The organism is Georgfuchsia toluolica (assembly GCF_907163265.1).
Classification (GTDB): Bacteria; Pseudomonadota; Gammaproteobacteria; order Burkholderiales; family Rhodocyclaceae; genus Georgfuchsia; species Georgfuchsia toluolica.
In genome coordinates this window covers 2,671,067-2,689,311 of the sequence record NZ_CAJQUM010000001.1, presented here as the reverse complement: position 1 = coordinate 2,689,311, position 18,245 = coordinate 2,671,067, and the positions used below count along the sequence as shown (strand labels likewise).

Sequence of the window (18,245 nt, the reverse complement as noted above, 5' to 3'; positions counted from 1 at the left end):
CTGCGGCCGCTGCGCGATTTAGCTTCGCTGCTGCGCCGGCTATCGCCGGCTGGTCGCCGCGGTTGGCGATGAGAACTTTATCGAACATGGATTACTCCGCGGCGCAATCGCCCTTGCGGCCTGCGGCCGCTGCGCGATTTAGCTTCGCTGCTGCGCCGGCCGGTTGCCGGCTGGTCGCCGCGGTTGGCGATGAGGACTTTATCGAACATCGTGGCTCAGCCGATCACGAACAGCGGCTGGCCGAATTCGACGGGTTGGCCGTTCTCGACGAGGATGGCCTTCACCGTGCCGGCAACGTCGGATTCGATTTCGTTCATCAGCTTCATGGCTTCGAGAATGCACAGGGTATCGCCCGGCTTGACGGCACTGCCAATCTCTACAAAGGAAGGGGAGCCGGGACTGCCGGAACGATAGAAGGTGCCTACCATGGGTGCCGTGACGACGTGCCCCGCAGGCTCCTCGGCCACAGGTGCAACGACGGCGGGTGGGTCGGCAACCGGGGCAGCCTGAGACGCATGTGTCGATCCCAGCATCACCGTGGCCGGTGCGGCGGCAAAGTGCTTGGCGATGCGGATTTTCTCCTCGCCCTCGCTGATTTCGAGTTCCGAGATGCCGGAATTCTGTACGAGGTCGATCAGGGTTTTGAGTTTTCTAAGATCCATGGGAACTCCGTGCACTACAGAAAAACTGAAGGGGCCAAGCCCCTTCAAAAATCAGGACTGAGCGAGATTGGTGAGTGCCGCTTCGAGCGCCAGGTCGTAGCCAAGAACGCCGAGACCGCAAATGACGCCTTGCGCACCAGCGGAAAAATGCGAATGGTGGCGAAAAACCTCGCGGGCGTGGATATTCGAGATATGTACCTCGATATAGGGAATGTTGACCGCTTTCAGCGCATCGGGGATGGCAATGCTGGTATGGCTGTAGGCGCCGGGATTGATGATGATGAATCCGACCCCTTCTTCATGCGCACTCTGGACCCGATCAACCAGTTCACCTTCATGGTTGCTCTGGTAGGTTTCAAGTTGCAGCCCCGCCGCCCGTGCACGGGCTTCCATTTTCTTATGGATATTGGCCAGGGTTGTCTTGCCGTAAATCCCCGGCTCCCGGGTGCCGAGCAGGTTCAAGTTCGGCCCGTGAAGAACCAGAATCCGCAGCCGCTGTGCTCCTGTCGCCTTGGCCCCATTAGTCTTTTTGCTACCCGTTGGCTTCGTCATGGCCGCTAGTTTGCCGCAAATGCAGCCAATTTGTCCAGTCCACCCGTTAAAGCAACGGGACGAGCTTTTTTACCAGATTGTCTTCGGTGAGGCGCCCGAGGTGACTGGAGATGAGTTTGCCGTCACGGCTGACGACGACCGTAAAAGGCAAGGCTTGCTGCTGATTTCCCAACTTGGCGATTAATCCCGGCATCTCCGGTGGCGCAATAAACAAGGGATAAGTGACGGGTTCCTTTTTCGAGAACTCGACGACCTTGGCAGCCTCATCGATAGCAATACCTACAAATTGGACACCATTGGGGCCGTATTGATCTTGTGCGCGTGAGAATTCCGGCATTTCCTCGCGACAAGGCGGACACCATGTTGCCCAGAAGTTAACCACCAATATCTTGCCCTGCCAGTCGGCAAGTTTTTTCGTCTGTCCCTCCGCTGTTGTGAAGGGTATCGTCAGGAGTTGCGCTACTGCTCTTTCACTTTCCGGATCCAGCATGCGTGAACTGCGGTCCAGTTTGAAGCCAGCCCATGTGGCAGCGAGCGCAACAAACACAAGCAGCAGCCACTTCCCCCTTGACTTCATGTTTGGGCAATCAGGGTGGCAACGGCACTGGCATGTGCACGCGTCGGCCTATTGGGCGACTCGCGTTTGTGTTGGCGCTCGTTGACCAGCGGATGGATCGACAAGGTGACGGGAATATCGTTCCAGTCGAGATGCAGCTGGGTTTCCGGAGTGTCGTGCCCGTGATGCTGCGGCTCTGAGCTTTCATAGGAAATGTCGCGAGATAACAGCGAGATCTCGACGTCTTTGGTGCTGTCCGCATACAGATCGATTTCAACCCCAGAGTATCTGCCCGCTGTGCCATCAAGCACGGCACCTGTGAGGTAAGGATGGAAGTCAGCGAGCAGCTGCATGACTTCCAGCGCCGTCCTGCGTAGTTCCCGCAGCCGTTCGCGCTGCTCGTCCTCCTGAAACAAGGACTGATAGGCGCGCAGTTCGACTTCGATTTCGTCGTTGGTCGGTAAAGTTTCTCCATCGCCTACGCCGAGCGTTTTAGCGGCCTTGCGCTTGGCGAATCCGTAATCGACTATGCCGTCCTCGGCCATCATGCGTGCGGCAAGGCTGGCCACGGAGCGGCGGGCCAAGCCCTTGCCGGAACTGCTGGAACGCGCGGATGAGTTGTGGCGGGGCATCGCAGTGGCCAATTGCTGGCAGGTTAAAATCCTCGCTTATTGTACACAGCGCCATTGGCGTAATTCTCCCAACAGACCGGTCTTCACCATGCATATTCATATCCTCGGCATTTGCGGCACCTTCATGGGTGGTGTTGCGCTGCTCGCCCGCACGGCGGGCCATCGCGTAACGGGGTGCGATGCCAATGTCTATCCGCCGATGAGCACGCAACTGGAGGAACAGGGCATCGCCTTGACCGAGGGTTATGGTCTCGAGCAAATCGAACTGAAGCCCGACCTGTTCGTGATCGGCAACGCCATCTCGCGCGGCAACCCCTTGCTGGAAGAAATCCTCGACCGCAACCTGCCCTACGTTTCCGGCCCGCAATGGCTTGCCGAGAATATTCTGCGCGACAAGTGGGTTCTGGCGGTAGCAGGTACTCACGGCAAAACGACCACGACGGCGCTGCTGGCATGGATTCTGGAAGACGCCAAGCTGAATCCGGGCTTCCTGGTCGGCGGTGTGCCGCAGGATTTCGGCGTTTCGGCACGGCTGACCGATTCACCTTTTTTCGTGATCGAGGCCGACGAATACGACACGGCCTTTTGCGACAAGCGTTCCAAGTTCGTGCATTACCGCCCGCGCACGGCGATCCTGAACAATCTGGAATTCGATCATGCCGACATCTTCCCCGACCTCCAGGCAATAGAAACACAGTTTCACCACCTGGTGCGCACATTGCCGAGAAATGGGCGGATCATTGCCAATGCTGCTGAGGAAAGTCTGAAGCGGGTGCTGGCGTGTGGTTGCTGGACACCGCTGGAATGGTTCAATAATGCCGACGGCTGGCAGGCGGGCAGCGAGGCCGGTGATGCATTCAGCGTTTCCTTGAAAGGCGCATGCCTCGGGCAAACCAGCCTCACGCTGCCTGGCGCGCACAACCGCGCCAATGCCGTGGCGGCGCTCGCGGCGGCGCGCCATGTCGGCGTGCCTGTGAAAATCGGTCTGCAGGCACTCTCCCGTTTCAAGGGCGTCAAGCGCCGGCTTGAAGTACGCGGCACGGTGCGCGGCGTAACCGTATACGATGATTTCGCTCACCACCCAACCGCAATCGAAGCCACTATCGCCGGCCTGCGTGGCAAGGTTAATAACAAACGGATACTCGCGGTGCTCGAACCGCGCTCCAACACCATGAAGCTGGGCGCGATGAAGGCCCAATTGCCCGGCAGTCTGGCTGCTGCGGATCAGGTGTTCTGCTACGCCAACAATCTGGGCTGGGATGCCGCCGACGCGCTAAAAACTTTGGGCGCCAAAGCCCAGGTCTTTGACGACCTGGCTCAACTGGTCTCGGCAATCGCGGCGACGGCGCAAGATGGCGATCAGGTGCTGGTCATGAGCAATGGCGGTTTCGGCGGCATTCACGGCAAGCTGCTCGCAGCGCTCGCCAAATAAAACTATTCGCCCAAGTAGGCTGCTCGAACGCGTGGGTCGGCCGCCAATGCCTCGGCCTTGTCGGCGATGGTGATCTGCCCGCTCTCCATCACATAGCCGCGACTGCACACTTCCAATGCGAGCCGCGCGTTCTGTTCTACCAGCAGAATCGTTACCCCCTGTGCAGCAATGTCGCGGATGACTTCAAAAACCTTGTGCACCATAAGCGGCGCCAGTCCCATCGAGGGCTCGTCGAGCAGCAACAGTTTCGGTCGCCCCATCAGCGCGCGACCGATGGCCAGCATCTGCTGCTCACCGCCGGAGAGCGTACCGGCGAGTTGATGTTGCCTTTCCTTCAGGCGTGGCAGGAGTTGAAAGACGCGCTGCAAGTCGGACTCAATGTCTTTGTCATTACGGTGATAGGCGCCCATGTCCAGGTTTTCCGCCACGCTGAGCCGGGCGAACACACCGCGCCCTTCCGGCACCAGCGCCAGGCCGCGCGATATCAGCGCATGCGCCGGCAATTTCTCGATGTGCTCGCCGCCGTAGTAAATCTCGCCGCTTGACGGCAGCAGGCGCGCCAGCGCTTTCAGCGTACTGGTCTTGCCGGCGCCGTTGGCCCCGATCAAACAGACCATTTCACCCGGCTCGATGGCGAGGGAAATACCCTTCACCGCCGAGATGCCGCCGTAGCGGACTTCCAGATTCAGGGCTTCAAGCAGTACCAAGATAGGCCTCGATGACTTTTGGATCGTTGCGTACTTTCTCCGGCACGCCTTCAGCGATCTTGACGCCGTAGTCGAGCACGGCAACGCGGTCGCACAAGCCCATCACCAGTTTGACGTCGTGCTCGATCAGCAAGATCGTGATCCCGTCCTGGCGCAATGCTTCGATCAGCGAACGCAGCCCTTCCGTCTCGCTGGCGTTCATGCCCGCCGCCGGTTCGTCGAGCGCCAGCAGCCTGGGTTCGGTCGCCAGGGCGCGGGCGATTTCGAGGCGGCGCTGATCGCCATAGGAAAGCTGCCGTGCCAAATCATTGGCGCGCCCGCCAATGCCGACGTAATGCAACAGCTCGGCGGCTGAGCGGCGTATCGCCTGCTCTTCATCGCGCGTTTTCCTGCCGCGCAGTACGGCACCGATGACGCCACCGTGGGTTCGGGCATGACGTCCGACCATGACGTTTTCCAGTGCCGTCATGTTGGCAAAGAGGCGAATGTTCTGAAAGGTGCGCGCGAAACCGGCCGCGCTGATCCGGTGCGGTTTGCCTGGCGGCAGCGCTTGTCCGTTCAGCGTGACATCGCCCGCATCGCGCGAGTAGAGTCCGGTCAGCACATTGAAGAAAGTTGTCTTGCCCGCGCCGTTGGGGCCGATCAGGCCGTAGATTTCACCTGCGTTGATGGTGAGCGAGACCTCCTCCAAGGCTTGCACGCCGCCAAAACTTTTGGAAATGCCACGGGCATCGAGTAGAACCGTCATGACGGACTCCCGCCGCCGGGCCGTCCCAAGGCGGGAGAGTTCGAACCCGCGGAGACCGCGCTGGCAGCCGAACCGTAGTCACCCCCTTCCTCGGGAAAGGGGGCGGGAGGAAGGTTCCCCTCCCCCAATTCGCGCCGATGTCTCGGTTCCGGCCACAGGCCGGCCGGGCGATAGAGCATGATGGCGATCAGTGCAAAGCCGAACAGCAGCATGCGCAATGATTCAGGATCGACCACCACCTTGCCAAACAACGCCTGCTGCGCCGGCACCGCGCTGTAACGAAACACTTCAGGCAGCACCGCAAGCAGCAGTCCACCGAAGATCACGCCGCGGATGTGCCCCATGCCGCCGATCACCACCATGCACAACACCAGAATTGATTCCGTGAGGCTGAAACTTTCCGGCGAAACAAATTCCTGGAAGCCGGCAAACAGACCGCCGGCCACACCGCCGAAACTCGCGCCCATGGCGAAGGCGAGCAGCTTGACGTTGCGTGTGTTGATGCCGCAGGCCTTGGCGGCAACCTCGTCCTCGCGGATGGCGACCCAGGCGCGGCCGATGCGCGAATCCTGCAAGCGGCTGGTGACCAGTACGATCAACAGGGCGAGCGCCGCGAACAGGTAGTAATAGAGATACAGCCCGGGCACGGCCATGCCGAATACATTGAGCGTTTTCGCCAGCGACACACCGTTGATAACGATCGGATCGATGCTGGCGATGCCCTGCGGACCGTTGGTGATGTTGACGGGAGAATTGAGATTGTTGAGGAAGATGCGGATGATTTCGCCGAAGCCGAGCGTGACGATGGCAAGATAGTCGCCGCGCAGGCGCAGCGTCGGTGCGCCAAGCAATATCCCAAACAATCCGGCGACAGCGGCGCCCAAAGGCAGGACGACCCACAGCGGCCAGTGCAGGCCGAATTGGGGCGATGCCAGCAGCGCATAGACATAAGCGCCGACGCCGTAGAAGGCGATGTAACCCAAGTCGAGCAGTCCCGCAAAGCCGACCACGATGTTGAGGCCGAGTGCAAGCATGATGTAGAGCAGCGCGAAATCCAGCACGCGGACCCAGGCGCTGCCGGCAAAGCCGGCGAGGAAGGGCAGCATCAGCAACAGCCCGGCCGTGAGGACTGTAAGAAGTGGTACGCTTTTCTTATTATTGGTCATGCTCTTTCCGCGACCTTTTCGCCGAGCAACCCCGAGGGACGAAACACCAGCACGCCGATCAGGACGATGAAGGCGAACACATCCTGATAGTTGGAGCCGAATACGCCGCCGGTCAGGTCGCCGATGTAACCGGCGCCGAGCGCTTCGATCACGCCGAGCAGCAGGCCGCCGACCATGGCGCCGCCGAGATTGCCGATGCCGCCCAGCACGGCGGCGGTGAAGGCCTTGAGGCCGAGCAGGAAGCCCATGCTGTAGTGGGCGACACCGTAATGCGAACTCACCATGACACCGGCCAGTGCGGCCAGCGCCGAGCCGATGACGAAGGTGGCGGAGATGACGCGATTGGCATCGACGCCCATCAGCGCGGCGATCTCGGGATTTTCCGCAGTGGCGCGCATGGCGCGGCCGAGCCGGGTACGATTGACCAGCAGCATCAGCCCCGCCATCGTCAGCGCCGCGACCGCCATGATCAGCAATTGCAGATCGTTGATCTGCGCGCCCAGCACGTCATGCGGGGCGCTCGGCAGCAGCGCCGGAATCGGATGATAGCCGCGGCCCCAGACGATCATGGCCAGTTGTTGCAGCACCATGGAAACGCCGATGGCAGTAATGAGTGGCGCCAGTCGCGGCGCGCGGCGCAGCGGCCGGTATGCAATGCGTTCGATGCTGAAGCCCAGCAGCATGCAGGTCAGCGCCGCAACACCCAAGCCAATCAATACCACCAGCGGGCCGGGCAGCAGGCCGATCAGGGGCTTTGTCACCGTCATTGCCACCATCGCGCCGATCATCACCACGTCGCCATGGGCGAAGTTGATCAGGCCAAGGATGCCATACACCATGGTGTAGCCCAGCGCTACGAGCGCATATACGCTGCCGAGCGTGAGGCCGTTGAAAATCTGCTGGATGAAGGTGTCCATTAGCGAAGGTTCAAGGGGCAAGATTCAAGGGGCAAGGTTACAAACGAAGCCTTGTACCTTGAACCTTGCATCTTGTATCTTATTTCGCCGGGCCACCGAGGGTTTGCTGGAACACCAGCTTGCCGCCCTGAACCTTGTAGAAGCTGATTGCACCGTCCTTGATGTCGCCGTTCTCATCGAACTGCACATGGGCGGTGACGCCGGAATAATTGGTCTTGTGCAATTCTCCGATGATCTTTGCGGGTTCGATGGATTGCGCGCGCTTGATGGCTTCGACCAGCACCATCACCGAATCGTAGGCATTGGGTGCGTAAAGCTGGATCTCGGCATTATTGAAGCGCGCCTTGTAATGCTGGTCGAATTTCGCACCGCCCGGCATTTGCGCCAGCGGCACGCCGGGCAGCGAACAATATTGCCCTTCCGACGCATTGCCCGCGGCGCTGATGAAGCCCGGTGTGCAACCGCCATCGGCGAGCAGCAAGGTCGCGGCGATGCCGAGGCGCTTCAACTGCACTGCCATCGGCGCGGCCTGCGGGTCCATGCCGCCGAAGAAAATTACATCGGGTTTTTTCGATTTCGCCTTGGTCAGGATGGCGGAGAAGTCCATGGCCTTGTCATCGGTATGTTCCTCAGCCACGACCTGAATGCCATTTGCCAGTGCCGACTTTGCGAATTCCCTTGCTACGCCCTCGCCGTAAGCGGTCTTGTCGTCAAACACGGCGACCGTCTTCGCCTTCAGCGTTTTCGCCGCAAACTCGCCGAGCGCCCGGCCCTGCTGCTCATCGTTGGCCATGAGACGGAAAGCATTCTTGAAGCCCTGGTGGGTATACATCGGGTTGGTGGCGGAAGGCGATATCTGCGGCAGGCCGGCATCGTTGTAGGTTTTCGAAGCGGGGATCGTGGTACCGGAATTCATGTGGCCGATGACGGCGGTGACTTTGGCATCGACGAACTTGCTCGCCACCAGCGTGCCCTGGCGCGGGTCGGCCTGATCGTCCTCGCTCATGAGTTCCAGCTTGAGCGGGCGTCCGCCGATCTGGATGTTGCTGGCATTGACGTCCTCGACCGCGAGCACGACGCCGTTTTCGTTGTCCTTGCCCAAATGCGCCTGCGGACCGGTGAGTGGAGCTGCATGGCCAAGCTTGACGACCAGCGGAACATGGCCGCTGTTGGCAACCGGCCCGGGAGTTTCCTTGCCACAACCAACCAGAAGCAGTATCGACAATAGCGGTGCGGTCAAGGATCGGACGGGAAACGGCATGGCATAGCCTTTTGCGGGAAAGGGGAACTGCGGCCGATTGTTGCCCGCGCCCTTCGCCTTGTCAATCGGCAATACAGGCAGAAAATGGGGGATAAAAAAAAGCCACCCTGCAGGGTGGCTTTTCACCAGTGTGCCGAATTACTTCAGGCCCAATATCCAGGCGACCAGTTTTTTCGCATCGGCTTCAGTCACACCCATGGTCTTGTTGGCGGGCATCGGTATCGCACCCCAAACGCCACTGCCGCCTTCGAGCACTTTCTTGGTCAGCTTGGCTTCGGCATCTTTTTGCCCGGCGTATTTCTTGGCAACATCCTTGTAGGACGGCCCAAGTTTCTTGGTGGCGATATCGTGACAAGCCATGCAGCCCTTGGCGGTGGCCAGTGCCTGATCGGCCTGGGCCGCGCCGGTGAACAATATGCAGGAAGCGGCGGTGAGGGAAACGAGGATTGATTTCATTGAATGCTCCAAATTGGTGGTTGGGGAAATTTTCATTGCGGCAGTTTAATTGACTTTGGGCGACTTGGATATTGTGGCTTGCAGAACGTCGAACGATGTGATCGGTGACAGGCAGTTAACGCCCTCGCACACCCAAACGTTGACTTCGTCCGTGCGTGGCTTGTTCAAGGCATCCGGCAATTGCATCAAGGAATTCGGCAGCACAACGATGAGGCTGTCGTGCAACGGCATTGCTGACAGCCGGTGCCGCCAGTCGCGCAACGCCTCCTCCGGACCGCGCAGCACGATGGTACGGGGCGGCGTCAGCGCCTCCTCAAGCGCCGCCAGCAGACTCGAACTGCCGCTCGGGCCGGCTTGTATTCCGGGCCAGAACAAATCAAGCGCGCGGCGCGCGGCCTCCAGATAGCGCGGTTCGCCAAGCAGATGGCCGAGGCGCTGCAGGGCGTGGGCGGCCACGCCGTTTCCGCTCGGCGTGGCATTGTCGTGGCCGGGTTTGGGGCGGCTGATGAGTTGCTCGTGATCGTGCGACGTGAAAAAGAAGCCACCTTCAGTGCGGTCTTCAAAGCGTTCCAGCAAGGCGTCGGCAAGTTCGCGCGCAAAATCCAGATCGGCCGGCCGGTATTCTGTCTGCATAAGTTCCAGCAAGGCATCGATCAGGAAGGCATGATCGTCAAGGTAGGCATTCAGATGCGCCTTGCCATCCTTGTACGTCGCCAGGAGATATTCATCGCGCCATAGTGTCGTGCGAATGAAGTCTGTCGCACGTTGCGCCGAGCACAACCATTCGTCACGGCTGAAAATGCGCGCTGCATGCGCCATGCCGCGGATCATCAAGGCGTTCCAGCTGGTGAGTATCTTGTCGTCGGTGCCGGGGCGGACGCGTTGCCCGCGCGCGGCAAACAGCCTGGCGCGGGCTGCGGTCAGCAGTGGAACTTCGCTGGCTGTCGGCGCTTGTGCCGCAATCAGGTTCCAGTGCTGGCCTTCAAAGTTGGGCGCACGGTCGAGTCCCCAGCAGCGCGCTGCAGCTCGCCATTCATCACTGCTCAAGAGGGCTTGAATCTCGGCGCGGTCCCACACGTAATACTTTCCTTCCTCGCCCTCCGAATCGGCATCAAGTGAGGAGTAATAGCCGCCATCCGGGCTTTGCATTTCGCGCATCACCCATACTGCGGTTTCTTCGACGACGCTCCGATAAAGCGGGTCGCCCTCCAGCAGCCAGGCATCGGCATACAGCACCAGCAGCGGACCGTTGTCGTAGAGCATTTTCTCGAAATGCGGAATTTCCCAGCGCTCATCCACGCTGTAGCGGCAGAAGCCGCCACCGATGCGGTCGTAGATGCCGCCCTCGGCCATGCGCGTCAGCGTCGTCAGCACCACCTTGCGCGCGGCTTCATCCTGTCCCGGTGCCGCCCGGCGCAAAAGGAAAGCCAGATCGGTCGGATGTGGAAACTTGGGCGCGCCACCGAACCCGCCCCAAGCTGCATCGAAATTGTCCAGCAGCAGTTGCCGTGCTGTTTGCAGCGGCGCGGCATCCAGTTCGGCGACGCCGGCGCCATTCGGTATGACAGAAGCCAGCGCTTCGCGCAGTGATGTGTTTTGTTCATCGATGTCGCCGCGCCGCGTGTAAAACGCCTGCGCCACCTGTTCGCACAGTTGCGGGAAACCCGGCAAGCCGTAGCGCGGCGTCTTGGGAAAATAAGTGCCGCCGAAATAGGGCGTGCCGTCGGGCGTGAGGAACATCGTCAGTGGCCAACCGCCGCTGCGACGGGTGATGAACTGGTGCGCAAGCTGGTAGATCTGGTCAAGGTCGGGCCGCTCTTCGCGATCGACCTTGATATTCACGAACAGGCGGTTCATAACCTCGGCAACGGCAGGGTCTTCGAAAGACTCGTGTGCCATGACATGACACCAGTGACAGGCGGAATATCCGATGGAGAGCAGGATGGGCTTGTTTTCGCTGCGTGCCCGTAACAGCGCAGCCTGGTCCCAGGGTTGCCAATGCACAGGGTTATGCGCATGCTGGCGCAGATAGGGCGAAGTTTCACTGGCAAGTCGATTGGTCATTGCAGGGTACATGTACAGTCAAGCCTGAATCTAGCATATACTTGAGTATTGTACTCAACTATATGCAAGTCCGCATGACGCGTAATTCCGCACCATTGGCGCCTTTCCAGTTTGACACCCATACCCCACGCCGATAGAATTCGCGGCCTTCATGGGGGTCGGTAGCTCAGTTGGTAGAGCAGCGGACTTTTAATCCGTTGGTCGCGAGTTCGAGTCTCGCCCGACCCACCAGGATTCAAGCGGCCTCCAGCGATGCGGGCCGTTTTTCATTGGTGCCTCGCGTAGCCAAATCGTAGCCAGCGAGAACGGAATCCAACCGCGAAGCCGCGACTGCCAGATATTCCGGCGCAAGATGGGCATATCGCTCCACCATCGCCCCGGTTCGCCATCCACCCAAACGCTGCAACTCATGGGTAGGTGTTCCGGCCTGTCGTTGCCAAGTTGCCCAAGTGTGCCGTAAATCATGCCATCGAAAGTCATCAATGCCCGCCCTTGTTAGCGCAGTCGTCCATGCCTTCGTGTTGGCCGAGTTAATCGGCTTGCCTTGGTAGGTGAAGACCCTGATCGAGTGCTTCCCCTCCTGTCGCTTTAGCACTGCCAGCGCCACATCGTTCAACGGCACAGAAATAGGACGGCGGTTCTTGGATTGCGTACCTTTGACCCAAGCATGACGCAATTCTAGATTCACCTGCTCCCATCCCAACCGAAGCACGTTGCTTTGCCGCAGTCCCGTTGCCAGAGAAAACAGCACCAACTCCCGTTGATGTTCTGGCAATTCATCGAGCAAGCGTCTCGCCTGCTCATGCGTGAGCGACCTTTCGCGGCTTGTCGTTTCTTTAAAGAGCCTGATCTTTGGCACCTTATCGACCCACTCCCATTCGTCGCGTGACCGAATCAGAATGGCCCGAACCAGCGCCAAATAACGGTTGACCGTGCCCTTGGAGGCTTCCTTGAGTTTGGCTGACCGGATTTGGTCAATCACGTCCGAGGTGATTTGATCCAAGGCCCGATCCCCGAGGAAGAAATGAAGCCAAATCAGCTTCTTCTTGTCTTCCTTGTGTGTCGCCTTCTCTGAAGTCTCTTCCAGCCAACGAACAACCGCCTCACGCCAGGTGCGACTCGGTTTAATCCCTAACCGCTCCTGATCCCACAGGGACGCCTTGAGCTTGTCGTGAAACTCCTCGGCTTTTACTTTGTCGGGAGTCCCAGTGCTTTGCTGTATCGGTCGTCCATTGCGAGGCGTGAGTTTGACCCACCAATTTGGGGAGTCCTTGCGTTTGAAGAGTGACATGTGATGTTCCTTTCATGTTCACCCTGCAACGCCCGCCGTGGGTATTGTGACCGGATGTATTCGATCAAGTCAATCTCCACGAACACCCAGCACTTGCCAATCTTGGCTCCCGGCACATCACCGGCGCGGGCCTTGTCTTGCAATGTGACAGGGTGAATCTTGAGGAAGCGAGCGGCTTCTTGCAGGTTGAACGTATTCATTGCTTAGGCCTGCGTGCTGAAGCAACCAGCCATAAACTGCAAGTTAGCCAACACATACGCGGCAACAGCCCCGCGCAAGTGTTCGGAAATCTCAAGAGGGTCGCCCTGCATGAGAACGCAGCGCGAGGCGTGGATTCGACGGCCACCCGATATCGGATAATGACTGCTCATGATCCGACCTCTTCACCGTCTTTGGCAAGGCGGTAGGCGGCTTCCTGATCCTCAATGACCTTGGGGTCTTGGCGGCGGTTGTCGAGCGTGCCGAACAATCGGCCCTTTAGGAGCGTCTTGCCCTCGACATAGATGCGCGTATTCCTGCCGTTGCTTTTGTGGAATTGCTGCGCTTCTTGCAGATACGCGCCCAAGCCCTCATCCCAATTGGTAATCCCGCGAGCCGCCATAAAGGCCGCGACATAGCCCAGCGGGACGGTAAAGAGCTGGGCATCGGTAGGCATGCCACGCTCACGGATGCGAACCAAGGCGGGTTGGTGCGGCATATTCCAATCCGCGGTAGTGATGGCATCCCATAGCGGATGATTCGGCCACCGCCCCCGATTGCTGTCTGACTCATCCGGCACCACTAAGCGCAGCCAGTCCTCAGTCGCAGCTCGCCACATGCCGCCCAAGTTGCTCATCAATTCGTCAATCGTATTGATGCGCATCAGCTTGAGGACTTCGCGCCCAAACTGGAACTCATGCCGCCAAACGGGTTCGCCGGGAAGCCAGCCTTTTGTTGCCCAGATATCGAGCAAGTAATTCTTATGGCTTTGCTGAACGATTTCCAGAATCTTGTCGTAAGTCTTGCCCTGCATGGGGCCGCCCCTACCGACCTTCCAGCCTGTCGGGCGGTTGCCATCCCAATAGCGTTCTTTCTTCTTTACCCGCGTCAGCCATTGCCGCGCCTGGAATTGATCCATGTCGAGGTAGGGTACGAAATCAACGCAGAGATCAACCCGGCTCATGCAGGCATCTTTATCGACACGCCCAAGGCTATTCACAATAAAGCGAAGTTCTTTTTCTGCTGCTTCAACGCCGATGGCCGTCAGGTATTGGCTGGTGATCTGCACATAGGCCAAAGGAACTTTATTGCCCCGGCTGATCTGGAGATGAAAGCAGGCGTTATGCAGGACGAAGGCGTAAGGGCGGGGGGCTTTGTCCCACACGGCAAAAAGCTGATTGCCGATTTGCAATTGTGCGGCTGCCTGTTCCGCTTCATCGTCTGACTGGGCCGCAACCTTCAGGCTATATAGGCGGGAGAAACTGTTTTCTGATAACTCGCCCGGATAAGACACATACAAGGAATCCACGGCTGTTCTGAGCAGCTTGCAAGGGTGCGCTTTCCCTTTTTCGTATGTTTGGGGTCCTCTGATAGTAGGCGGCGGCCCCCCGGCCGGTGGTGGCGAATTGCCTGCCAATGCATTGCCCTCGTTCGGCGGCGCGGCGGGCGCTGGCGCGCTCCTGCCTACCGCCGAGCCGAGGGCGTTCTGCTCTTCGGGAAATGCTTCTACTGCGCTGGGGTGTTGCGACTGCTGATCGTGTTCCATATCCACTACCTTTCGGCGTTTGCCAAGGCGACGAATGCGCCTTGCAGCGGATACGAACGTTATGCACTACGGCATCAGGCCGGAATGCACTCAAATAAAACTTCAGTGCATTGACAAGCCGCCGGATTTTTGCCAGCGGGAATACTCAAGCAGTCGTTTGGTCAGGTAATTCACATCGTCAATACGATTTTGGTATCGCTCTAGGCCAGCGCTGTCGCATAGATCAAGAATCTCTTCGTGCTTGAGATCATGTAACCATCGAACAGAATCGAGGATGCCAAACAGCATGTATAGCGCCGGATAACGAATCTTGCCGCGTAACGGTGGATTGCATTCCCGATAAGCCAGCGCCTGAAGAAACTTGTCCTGCCCCAGGTCTTGGGCCTGCTGTTTTCTTGCCAAGAAGTAAGGGTGATGCGTTATCAGGCAACGATCAATTTGCGCGGCCTTGAGCAGCGCGTCATCGTCGCCGTTAAGGGCAAGGGGAACCAGCGTTGTCAGCTTAATGCCATGCACCATCAACGACAGGGTGTTAAACAGGGTGCCGAAGATGCCAGCCCAGAATAATGTGCCTTGTTGGATTAAAACGGCTTGCTCCTCGGGTGGCAACGCAGCCAGCGCCTTTTCAGCGGCTAGCCACTCGTCCTCGGTTTCGGGCAGCTCAAGTAGGTCTGCAAATTCTTCGCCGGCCTCGTCGTCAACCATGTCCGCCAGCATTTGGTTCTGCTCGTCGTGCGTAAGTTTCGCCGTTTCCTGATTGAACTCGTCGAATCCCTGTTCACCGATCAATCCCTTTAGGAATGCCACACCCAGTCTGCGCTCGTCGTCATAAAGCATGACGTACCTGCCAATGTTCTGTCGGACACGCGCAAATCGTGAAGACATTTGAATGCGTCCGCCATCGGCTCTTAATTCCTTGAGGAGGTCGGCATAAAGTGGAGCTACCTTTACGGCGAGGCGAAGGGATACATCTTTTGGGGGGCGAACTTGTGACATAGCAGAAAGGGCAAGAATGTTGAAGCGTCCATTATTAATCTGCCATAGGCTCACTGGGTGAGCTAGTTGTTACAGGCGGGATTGTTTTCCGGTGAATACAACAGACTTGTTTGGGGTTGCCTATACCGGCCTCGGTCTATTCCCGCGTTACCCACCGCGCCGCTCGCCTCTCGCCTTATATGGGGCGGTCGGCGGCGCCGTGGATAACGCTACTTACTTTAGAAAACCCTTTAGCCGATCAACCAGCTTGCCTTTGTTGAATATTTCACATTCCCAAACCACTAAATATTCCCATCCTAAACGCCGCAATGCTCTTTTATTTACTGCATCTCTTTTTCGGTTTGCATTTAACTTTGGCACCCAATATCCCAGATTAGACTTAGGCAGATGGCCAATTTTGCAGTTGCGATGCTGATGCCAAAAACAACCATGCACAAATATCACCTTATGCCGGGATACAAAAACAATATCTGGCTTACCCGGCAGATCGGCGCGGTGTAGACGGTAACGGTATCCCATCCCATGCACTAGCCTCCGCACCACCATTTCTAGAGTGGTATTCTTGCTGCAGATTGAACGCATGTTGGCGCTGCGGCGTTCTCGGCTGATCTTGTCGGCCACGGCTTACCAACCCAGACAATTACACAGCGAGATCGAGCGGCAGGTCTGCGATGTCTTTTAACCGTTTGCCGTCGACCATGATACTCAGCATGTCTTCAGCTTCGCTGTTATGCAAGTCTTTGACGGACTCGATTAGTTCATCTAGTGCAAAGTGATATACGCAGTCGATATCGCCCGTGCCTAGGGCAAGTGATGACAGCCTACTTGGTGTAGGCTCGCCTGTTACCACGACAATGTGAGGCTGACGCCCTTTACGGTTACGGATAAAATTCAATGCTTCAGAGCGGGCGTTTTGCGCCCGATCGCTGCGCAAAGTCCATTTCGTGCTGATGCTCGCGTGTAAGAGAGGCTGTTTACCTTCGCCTTCTCTGAGGTCGGCACGTTTTGCTACGCTAGCGTCAACGAGAAATTCGGGCGCGTTGATTGAAGCATCGCTTTCAAGTGCCCGCGTTACGACTACATCGGGCGAAATGGCATAGTCGTTGCCGAGAACTGCAGCGAGGGCTGCGTTCTTAGCCGCTAATTCTTGCAGGGCGACTAGATGTGAATATTGAGCGTAGCGCGCAATCTCTGTCCGGTTGCGCCCTGTAACCTGCCGAACTTCCCACCTGCCTGGACGTAAGTGAGGCAGCTTAAGAAACGTTTCACGCACAAAACGAGCAATCAGATCCTCAAACTGAGTGCCCGAAGTTTGTGCTACAGCACGTACCCCCATTTCTGCCTTCAGCCTCTGAGCTATCCCATTTGCAATAGCGACACTTGTTCTATTGTCTTTGTCAGCGTTTCCGGGTACGCCCTTATCGTTAATAGTCAGCAGTGATACGAGCAGTGTCTTATGAAACTCACACCTAGCTATTTGGATGAATGGTTCTGTCTTCTTCATGCGGCCTTCTTAACCCGCCGAGTTGCCGCAGCTTCCAACGCGGATGAAATTTGAATGCCGACAGCCTTGGCGACTGGCGGCGGGAACGCGTTTCCAATTTGCCGGTAGGTAGCTGTCTTTCGCCCGAAAAATTCCCAAGCATCGTCAAAGCCTTGAATCCTCGCCGTCATTCGAGGCGTAAGTCGTGGCATGCCAACGAAATCATGCGCAGGAGCCTCGTCGGCTAAGCCAAGCCCATCAACGCCAATCGCAGCCCATGCTCGCTTCGCCCGCGTTGGGCCAAGGTCCGGACCGCCATGTTTTTTTGATCCCCCGACAAGCGTCGGTGCAATGCAGTTCGCAATTTCGCGCCACCGTTTAGCGCCGCGCCAGCCACGCTCACTCATGAGGTCGAACAAACATTCGCCAACGGTAGGAGGCTCATGCACCAAGGCTGACGGCCAGATGAAATTTTCCGCCGAACTCTTCTTTATAGCCACGAATATGACTCGCGGTCGAAGCTGCGGTACTCCAAAATCTGAAGCATTTAAGAGCCGCCACCCAGTCTTATAGCCGAGCTTATTCAATTGCCGTTCGACTTTATTGCGGTAATCCTCAAAAACGGCATCGAGCAGACCCCGTACATTCTCAAGCATTACAGCCTGAGGGCGGCATTCATCTACGAGCCTAATGGCCTCAGGAAAGAGGTCGCGCTCATCGTCTGCCCCAAGCTGCTTGCCAGCTTTTGAAAATGGGGGGCAGGGTACGCCGCCAGCAACCAGATCGACCCCTTTGAATGGGGCACCGGAAAACTCACGGACATCCCCCTCGATCACGTTCCATTGAGGCCGATTAAGACGAAGAGTTGAGCATGCTGCCGCCTCAATTTCCACAACGGCCACATGGTCGAAACCTGCGAGCTCTAAACCATAAGCTTGGCCGCCAGCTCCGGTGCAAATTTCAAGTGAAGTAAATGGCATCGGTACCTCGGTTTAAATAGGAACGGCCATTGGATGATGACATATTCTTTATGACGCACCCACGATTTTTGAAGTATAACAACCACGGTACCGATAGTGCTTGGGTAAGAACTTGCATCAGTTTTGAGGCATTGACAACAATACGTTAAGGCTATCGTATTCACTACTTGTTGCGTCAAATACACCAGCCATGATTGCCCCAGAATAGGCAATTAGATATTTAGCCGTGCCTTGTCTGATGACCACTCTACATTAGCTCGGGAGTTCGCTCGACCAAATTCATCGCGCGAAGTGATATCTTTATTCTTGCTCGCCTCAATCGACTTTATGCAACGCCACCGCTTCCCTGTTTTAGAAATAACTAGGCGCATCTCGCTCTCCGGGTGATGGCGATTACATGCGTAACAGTGTCGGGTCTTTAGGCTTACATCCATTTACGCATTTTACCTGCCTTATCCCGGCAAGGTACTGAGAAATAAGCCGAGTTAAATCCCGCTAGGCTGGAATTCATCAAGCCAACAATTGCGTAGCCAAATTGTAGCTACGTGACGCCGATGAAGCGCGTTGCGAGGCTTTATAGCGCTGTGTAACGAATTGG

Annotated in this window: 19 protein-coding genes and 1 tRNA gene; 2 read left to right on the top strand and 18 right to left on the bottom strand. The window is 57.5% G+C overall.

The annotated features are described in order from the left end of the window. Nucleotides 1–215: 215 nt before the first annotated feature. The 4 genes from accB to K5E80_RS12750 all read right to left on the bottom strand — a co-directional run bounded on the left by accB (nucleotide 216) and on the right by K5E80_RS12750 (nucleotide 2,402). The gene (gene accB, locus K5E80_RS12765) at nucleotides 216–662 is read right to left on the bottom strand and encodes an acetyl-CoA carboxylase biotin carboxyl carrier protein (protein WP_220636513.1); all 447 of its coding nucleotides are present in this window, start codon (nucleotides 660–662) and stop codon (nucleotides 216–218) included. A gap of 51 nt (nucleotides 663–713) precedes the next feature. Further along, nucleotides 714–1,214 carry a type II 3-dehydroquinate dehydratase gene (aroQ, locus tag K5E80_RS12760; RefSeq protein WP_220636512.1) on the bottom strand — a complete coding sequence of 167 codons (501 nt, stop codon included), beginning with the start codon at nucleotides 1,212–1,214 and terminating at the stop codon, nucleotides 714–716. 46 nt (nucleotides 1,215–1,260) lie between these two features. Further along, nucleotides 1,261–1,704, bottom strand: a complete 444-nt coding sequence (locus tag K5E80_RS12755; protein ID WP_220636511.1) for a TlpA family protein disulfide reductase — start codon at nucleotides 1,702–1,704, stop codon at nucleotides 1,261–1,263. An 83-nt stretch (nucleotides 1,705–1,787) separates the two neighbouring features. After that, nucleotides 1,788–2,402 (bottom strand): nucleotidyltransferase, encoded by a 615-nt coding sequence (locus K5E80_RS12750; RefSeq protein ID WP_220636510.1) that lies wholly within the window; start codon nucleotides 2,400–2,402, stop codon nucleotides 1,788–1,790. 88 nt (nucleotides 2,403–2,490) lie between these two features. On the opposite strand from K5E80_RS12750, the gene mpl reads away from it, so the two are divergent. Next, a complete protein-coding gene (mpl, locus tag K5E80_RS12745) occupies nucleotides 2,491–3,834 on the top strand; it encodes a UDP-N-acetylmuramate:L-alanyl-gamma-D-glutamyl-meso-diaminopimelate ligase (protein ID WP_220636509.1) in 1,344 nt (447 codons plus the stop codon). A gap of 2 nt (nucleotides 3,835–3,836) precedes the next feature. On the opposite strand, the gene K5E80_RS12740 is transcribed toward mpl, so the two are convergent. The 7 genes from K5E80_RS12740 to K5E80_RS12710 form a co-directional block, all read right to left on the bottom strand. Continuing rightward, nucleotides 3,837–4,535, bottom strand: coding sequence for an ABC transporter ATP-binding protein (locus K5E80_RS12740; protein ID WP_220637330.1), 699 nt, complete (start codon nucleotides 4,533–4,535; stop codon nucleotides 3,837–3,839). Further along, complete coding sequence (locus tag K5E80_RS12735; RefSeq protein WP_220636508.1) at nucleotides 4,528–5,289, bottom strand: ABC transporter ATP-binding protein; 762 nt, start codon at nucleotides 5,287–5,289, stop codon at nucleotides 4,528–4,530. Before K5E80_RS12735 ends, K5E80_RS12740 begins: the two co-directional genes overlap by 8 nt. Beyond that, on the bottom strand, nucleotides 5,286–6,455 hold the full coding sequence (locus tag K5E80_RS12730) for an ABC transporter permease subunit (protein ID WP_220636507.1): 1,170 nt from the start codon (nucleotides 6,453–6,455) through the stop codon (nucleotides 5,286–5,288). Before K5E80_RS12730 ends, K5E80_RS12735 begins: the two co-directional genes overlap by 4 nt. Then, nucleotides 6,452–7,372 carry a branched-chain amino acid ABC transporter permease gene (locus tag K5E80_RS12725; protein ID WP_220636506.1) on the bottom strand — a complete coding sequence of 307 codons (921 nt, stop codon included), beginning with the start codon at nucleotides 7,370–7,372 and terminating at the stop codon, nucleotides 6,452–6,454. Before K5E80_RS12725 ends, K5E80_RS12730 begins: the two co-directional genes overlap by 4 nt. A gap of 79 nt (nucleotides 7,373–7,451) precedes the next feature. Further along, on the bottom strand, nucleotides 7,452–8,633 hold the full coding sequence (locus K5E80_RS12720; RefSeq protein ID WP_220636505.1) for a branched-chain amino acid ABC transporter substrate-binding protein: 1,182 nt from the start codon (nucleotides 8,631–8,633) through the stop codon (nucleotides 7,452–7,454). A 138-nt stretch (nucleotides 8,634–8,771) separates the two neighbouring features. Continuing rightward, nucleotides 8,772–9,089, bottom strand: coding sequence for a c-type cytochrome (locus tag K5E80_RS12715; RefSeq protein ID WP_220636504.1), 318 nt, complete (start codon nucleotides 9,087–9,089; stop codon nucleotides 8,772–8,774). A 45-nt stretch (nucleotides 9,090–9,134) separates the two neighbouring features. After that, on the bottom strand, nucleotides 9,135–11,153 hold the full coding sequence (locus K5E80_RS12710) for a thioredoxin domain-containing protein (protein ID WP_220636503.1): 2,019 nt from the start codon (nucleotides 11,151–11,153) through the stop codon (nucleotides 9,135–9,137). Nucleotides 11,154–11,308: 155 nt separating this feature from the next. Here K5E80_RS12710 and K5E80_RS12705 point away from each other — a divergent pair. Then, a tRNA-Lys gene (locus K5E80_RS12705) sits at nucleotides 11,309–11,384 on the top strand. A gap of 4 nt (nucleotides 11,385–11,388) precedes the next feature. On the opposite strand, the gene K5E80_RS12700 is transcribed toward K5E80_RS12705, so the two are convergent. The 7 genes from K5E80_RS12700 to K5E80_RS12670 all read right to left on the bottom strand — a co-directional run bounded on the left by K5E80_RS12700 (nucleotide 11,389) and on the right by K5E80_RS12670 (nucleotide 17,647). Beyond that, complete coding sequence (locus K5E80_RS12700; RefSeq protein WP_220636502.1) at nucleotides 11,389–12,444, bottom strand: tyrosine-type recombinase/integrase; 1,056 nt, start codon at nucleotides 12,442–12,444, stop codon at nucleotides 11,389–11,391. Continuing rightward, nucleotides 12,342–12,644: a helix-turn-helix domain-containing protein gene (locus tag K5E80_RS12695; RefSeq protein WP_220636501.1), complete on the bottom strand. Its 303-nt coding sequence runs from the start codon at nucleotides 12,642–12,644 to the stop codon at nucleotides 12,342–12,344. The genes K5E80_RS12700 and K5E80_RS12695 overlap by 103 nt, the downstream gene beginning before the upstream one ends. A 167-nt stretch (nucleotides 12,645–12,811) precedes the next feature. Then, nucleotides 12,812–14,188, bottom strand: coding sequence for a hypothetical protein (locus K5E80_RS12690; protein ID WP_220636500.1), 1,377 nt, complete (start codon nucleotides 14,186–14,188; stop codon nucleotides 12,812–12,814). 102 nt (nucleotides 14,189–14,290) lie between these two features. Further along, nucleotides 14,291–15,238: a hypothetical protein gene (locus tag K5E80_RS12685; RefSeq protein ID WP_220636499.1), complete on the bottom strand. Its 948-nt coding sequence runs from the start codon at nucleotides 15,236–15,238 to the stop codon at nucleotides 14,291–14,293. A 159-nt stretch (nucleotides 15,239–15,397) separates the two neighbouring features. Beyond that, nucleotides 15,398–15,805, bottom strand: coding sequence for a very short patch repair endonuclease (locus K5E80_RS12680; RefSeq protein WP_246590980.1), 408 nt, complete (start codon nucleotides 15,803–15,805; stop codon nucleotides 15,398–15,400). A 19-nt stretch (nucleotides 15,806–15,824) separates the two neighbouring features. Next, entirely contained in the window at nucleotides 15,825–16,688 is an 864-nt protein-coding gene (locus K5E80_RS12675; protein ID WP_220636498.1) for an NgoMIV family type II restriction endonuclease, read from the bottom strand. Next, on the bottom strand, nucleotides 16,685–17,647 hold the full coding sequence (locus K5E80_RS12670) for a DNA cytosine methyltransferase (RefSeq protein WP_220636497.1): 963 nt from the start codon (nucleotides 17,645–17,647) through the stop codon (nucleotides 16,685–16,687). Before K5E80_RS12670 ends, K5E80_RS12675 begins: the two co-directional genes overlap by 4 nt. Between the last annotated feature and the right edge of the window lie 598 nt (nucleotides 17,648–18,245).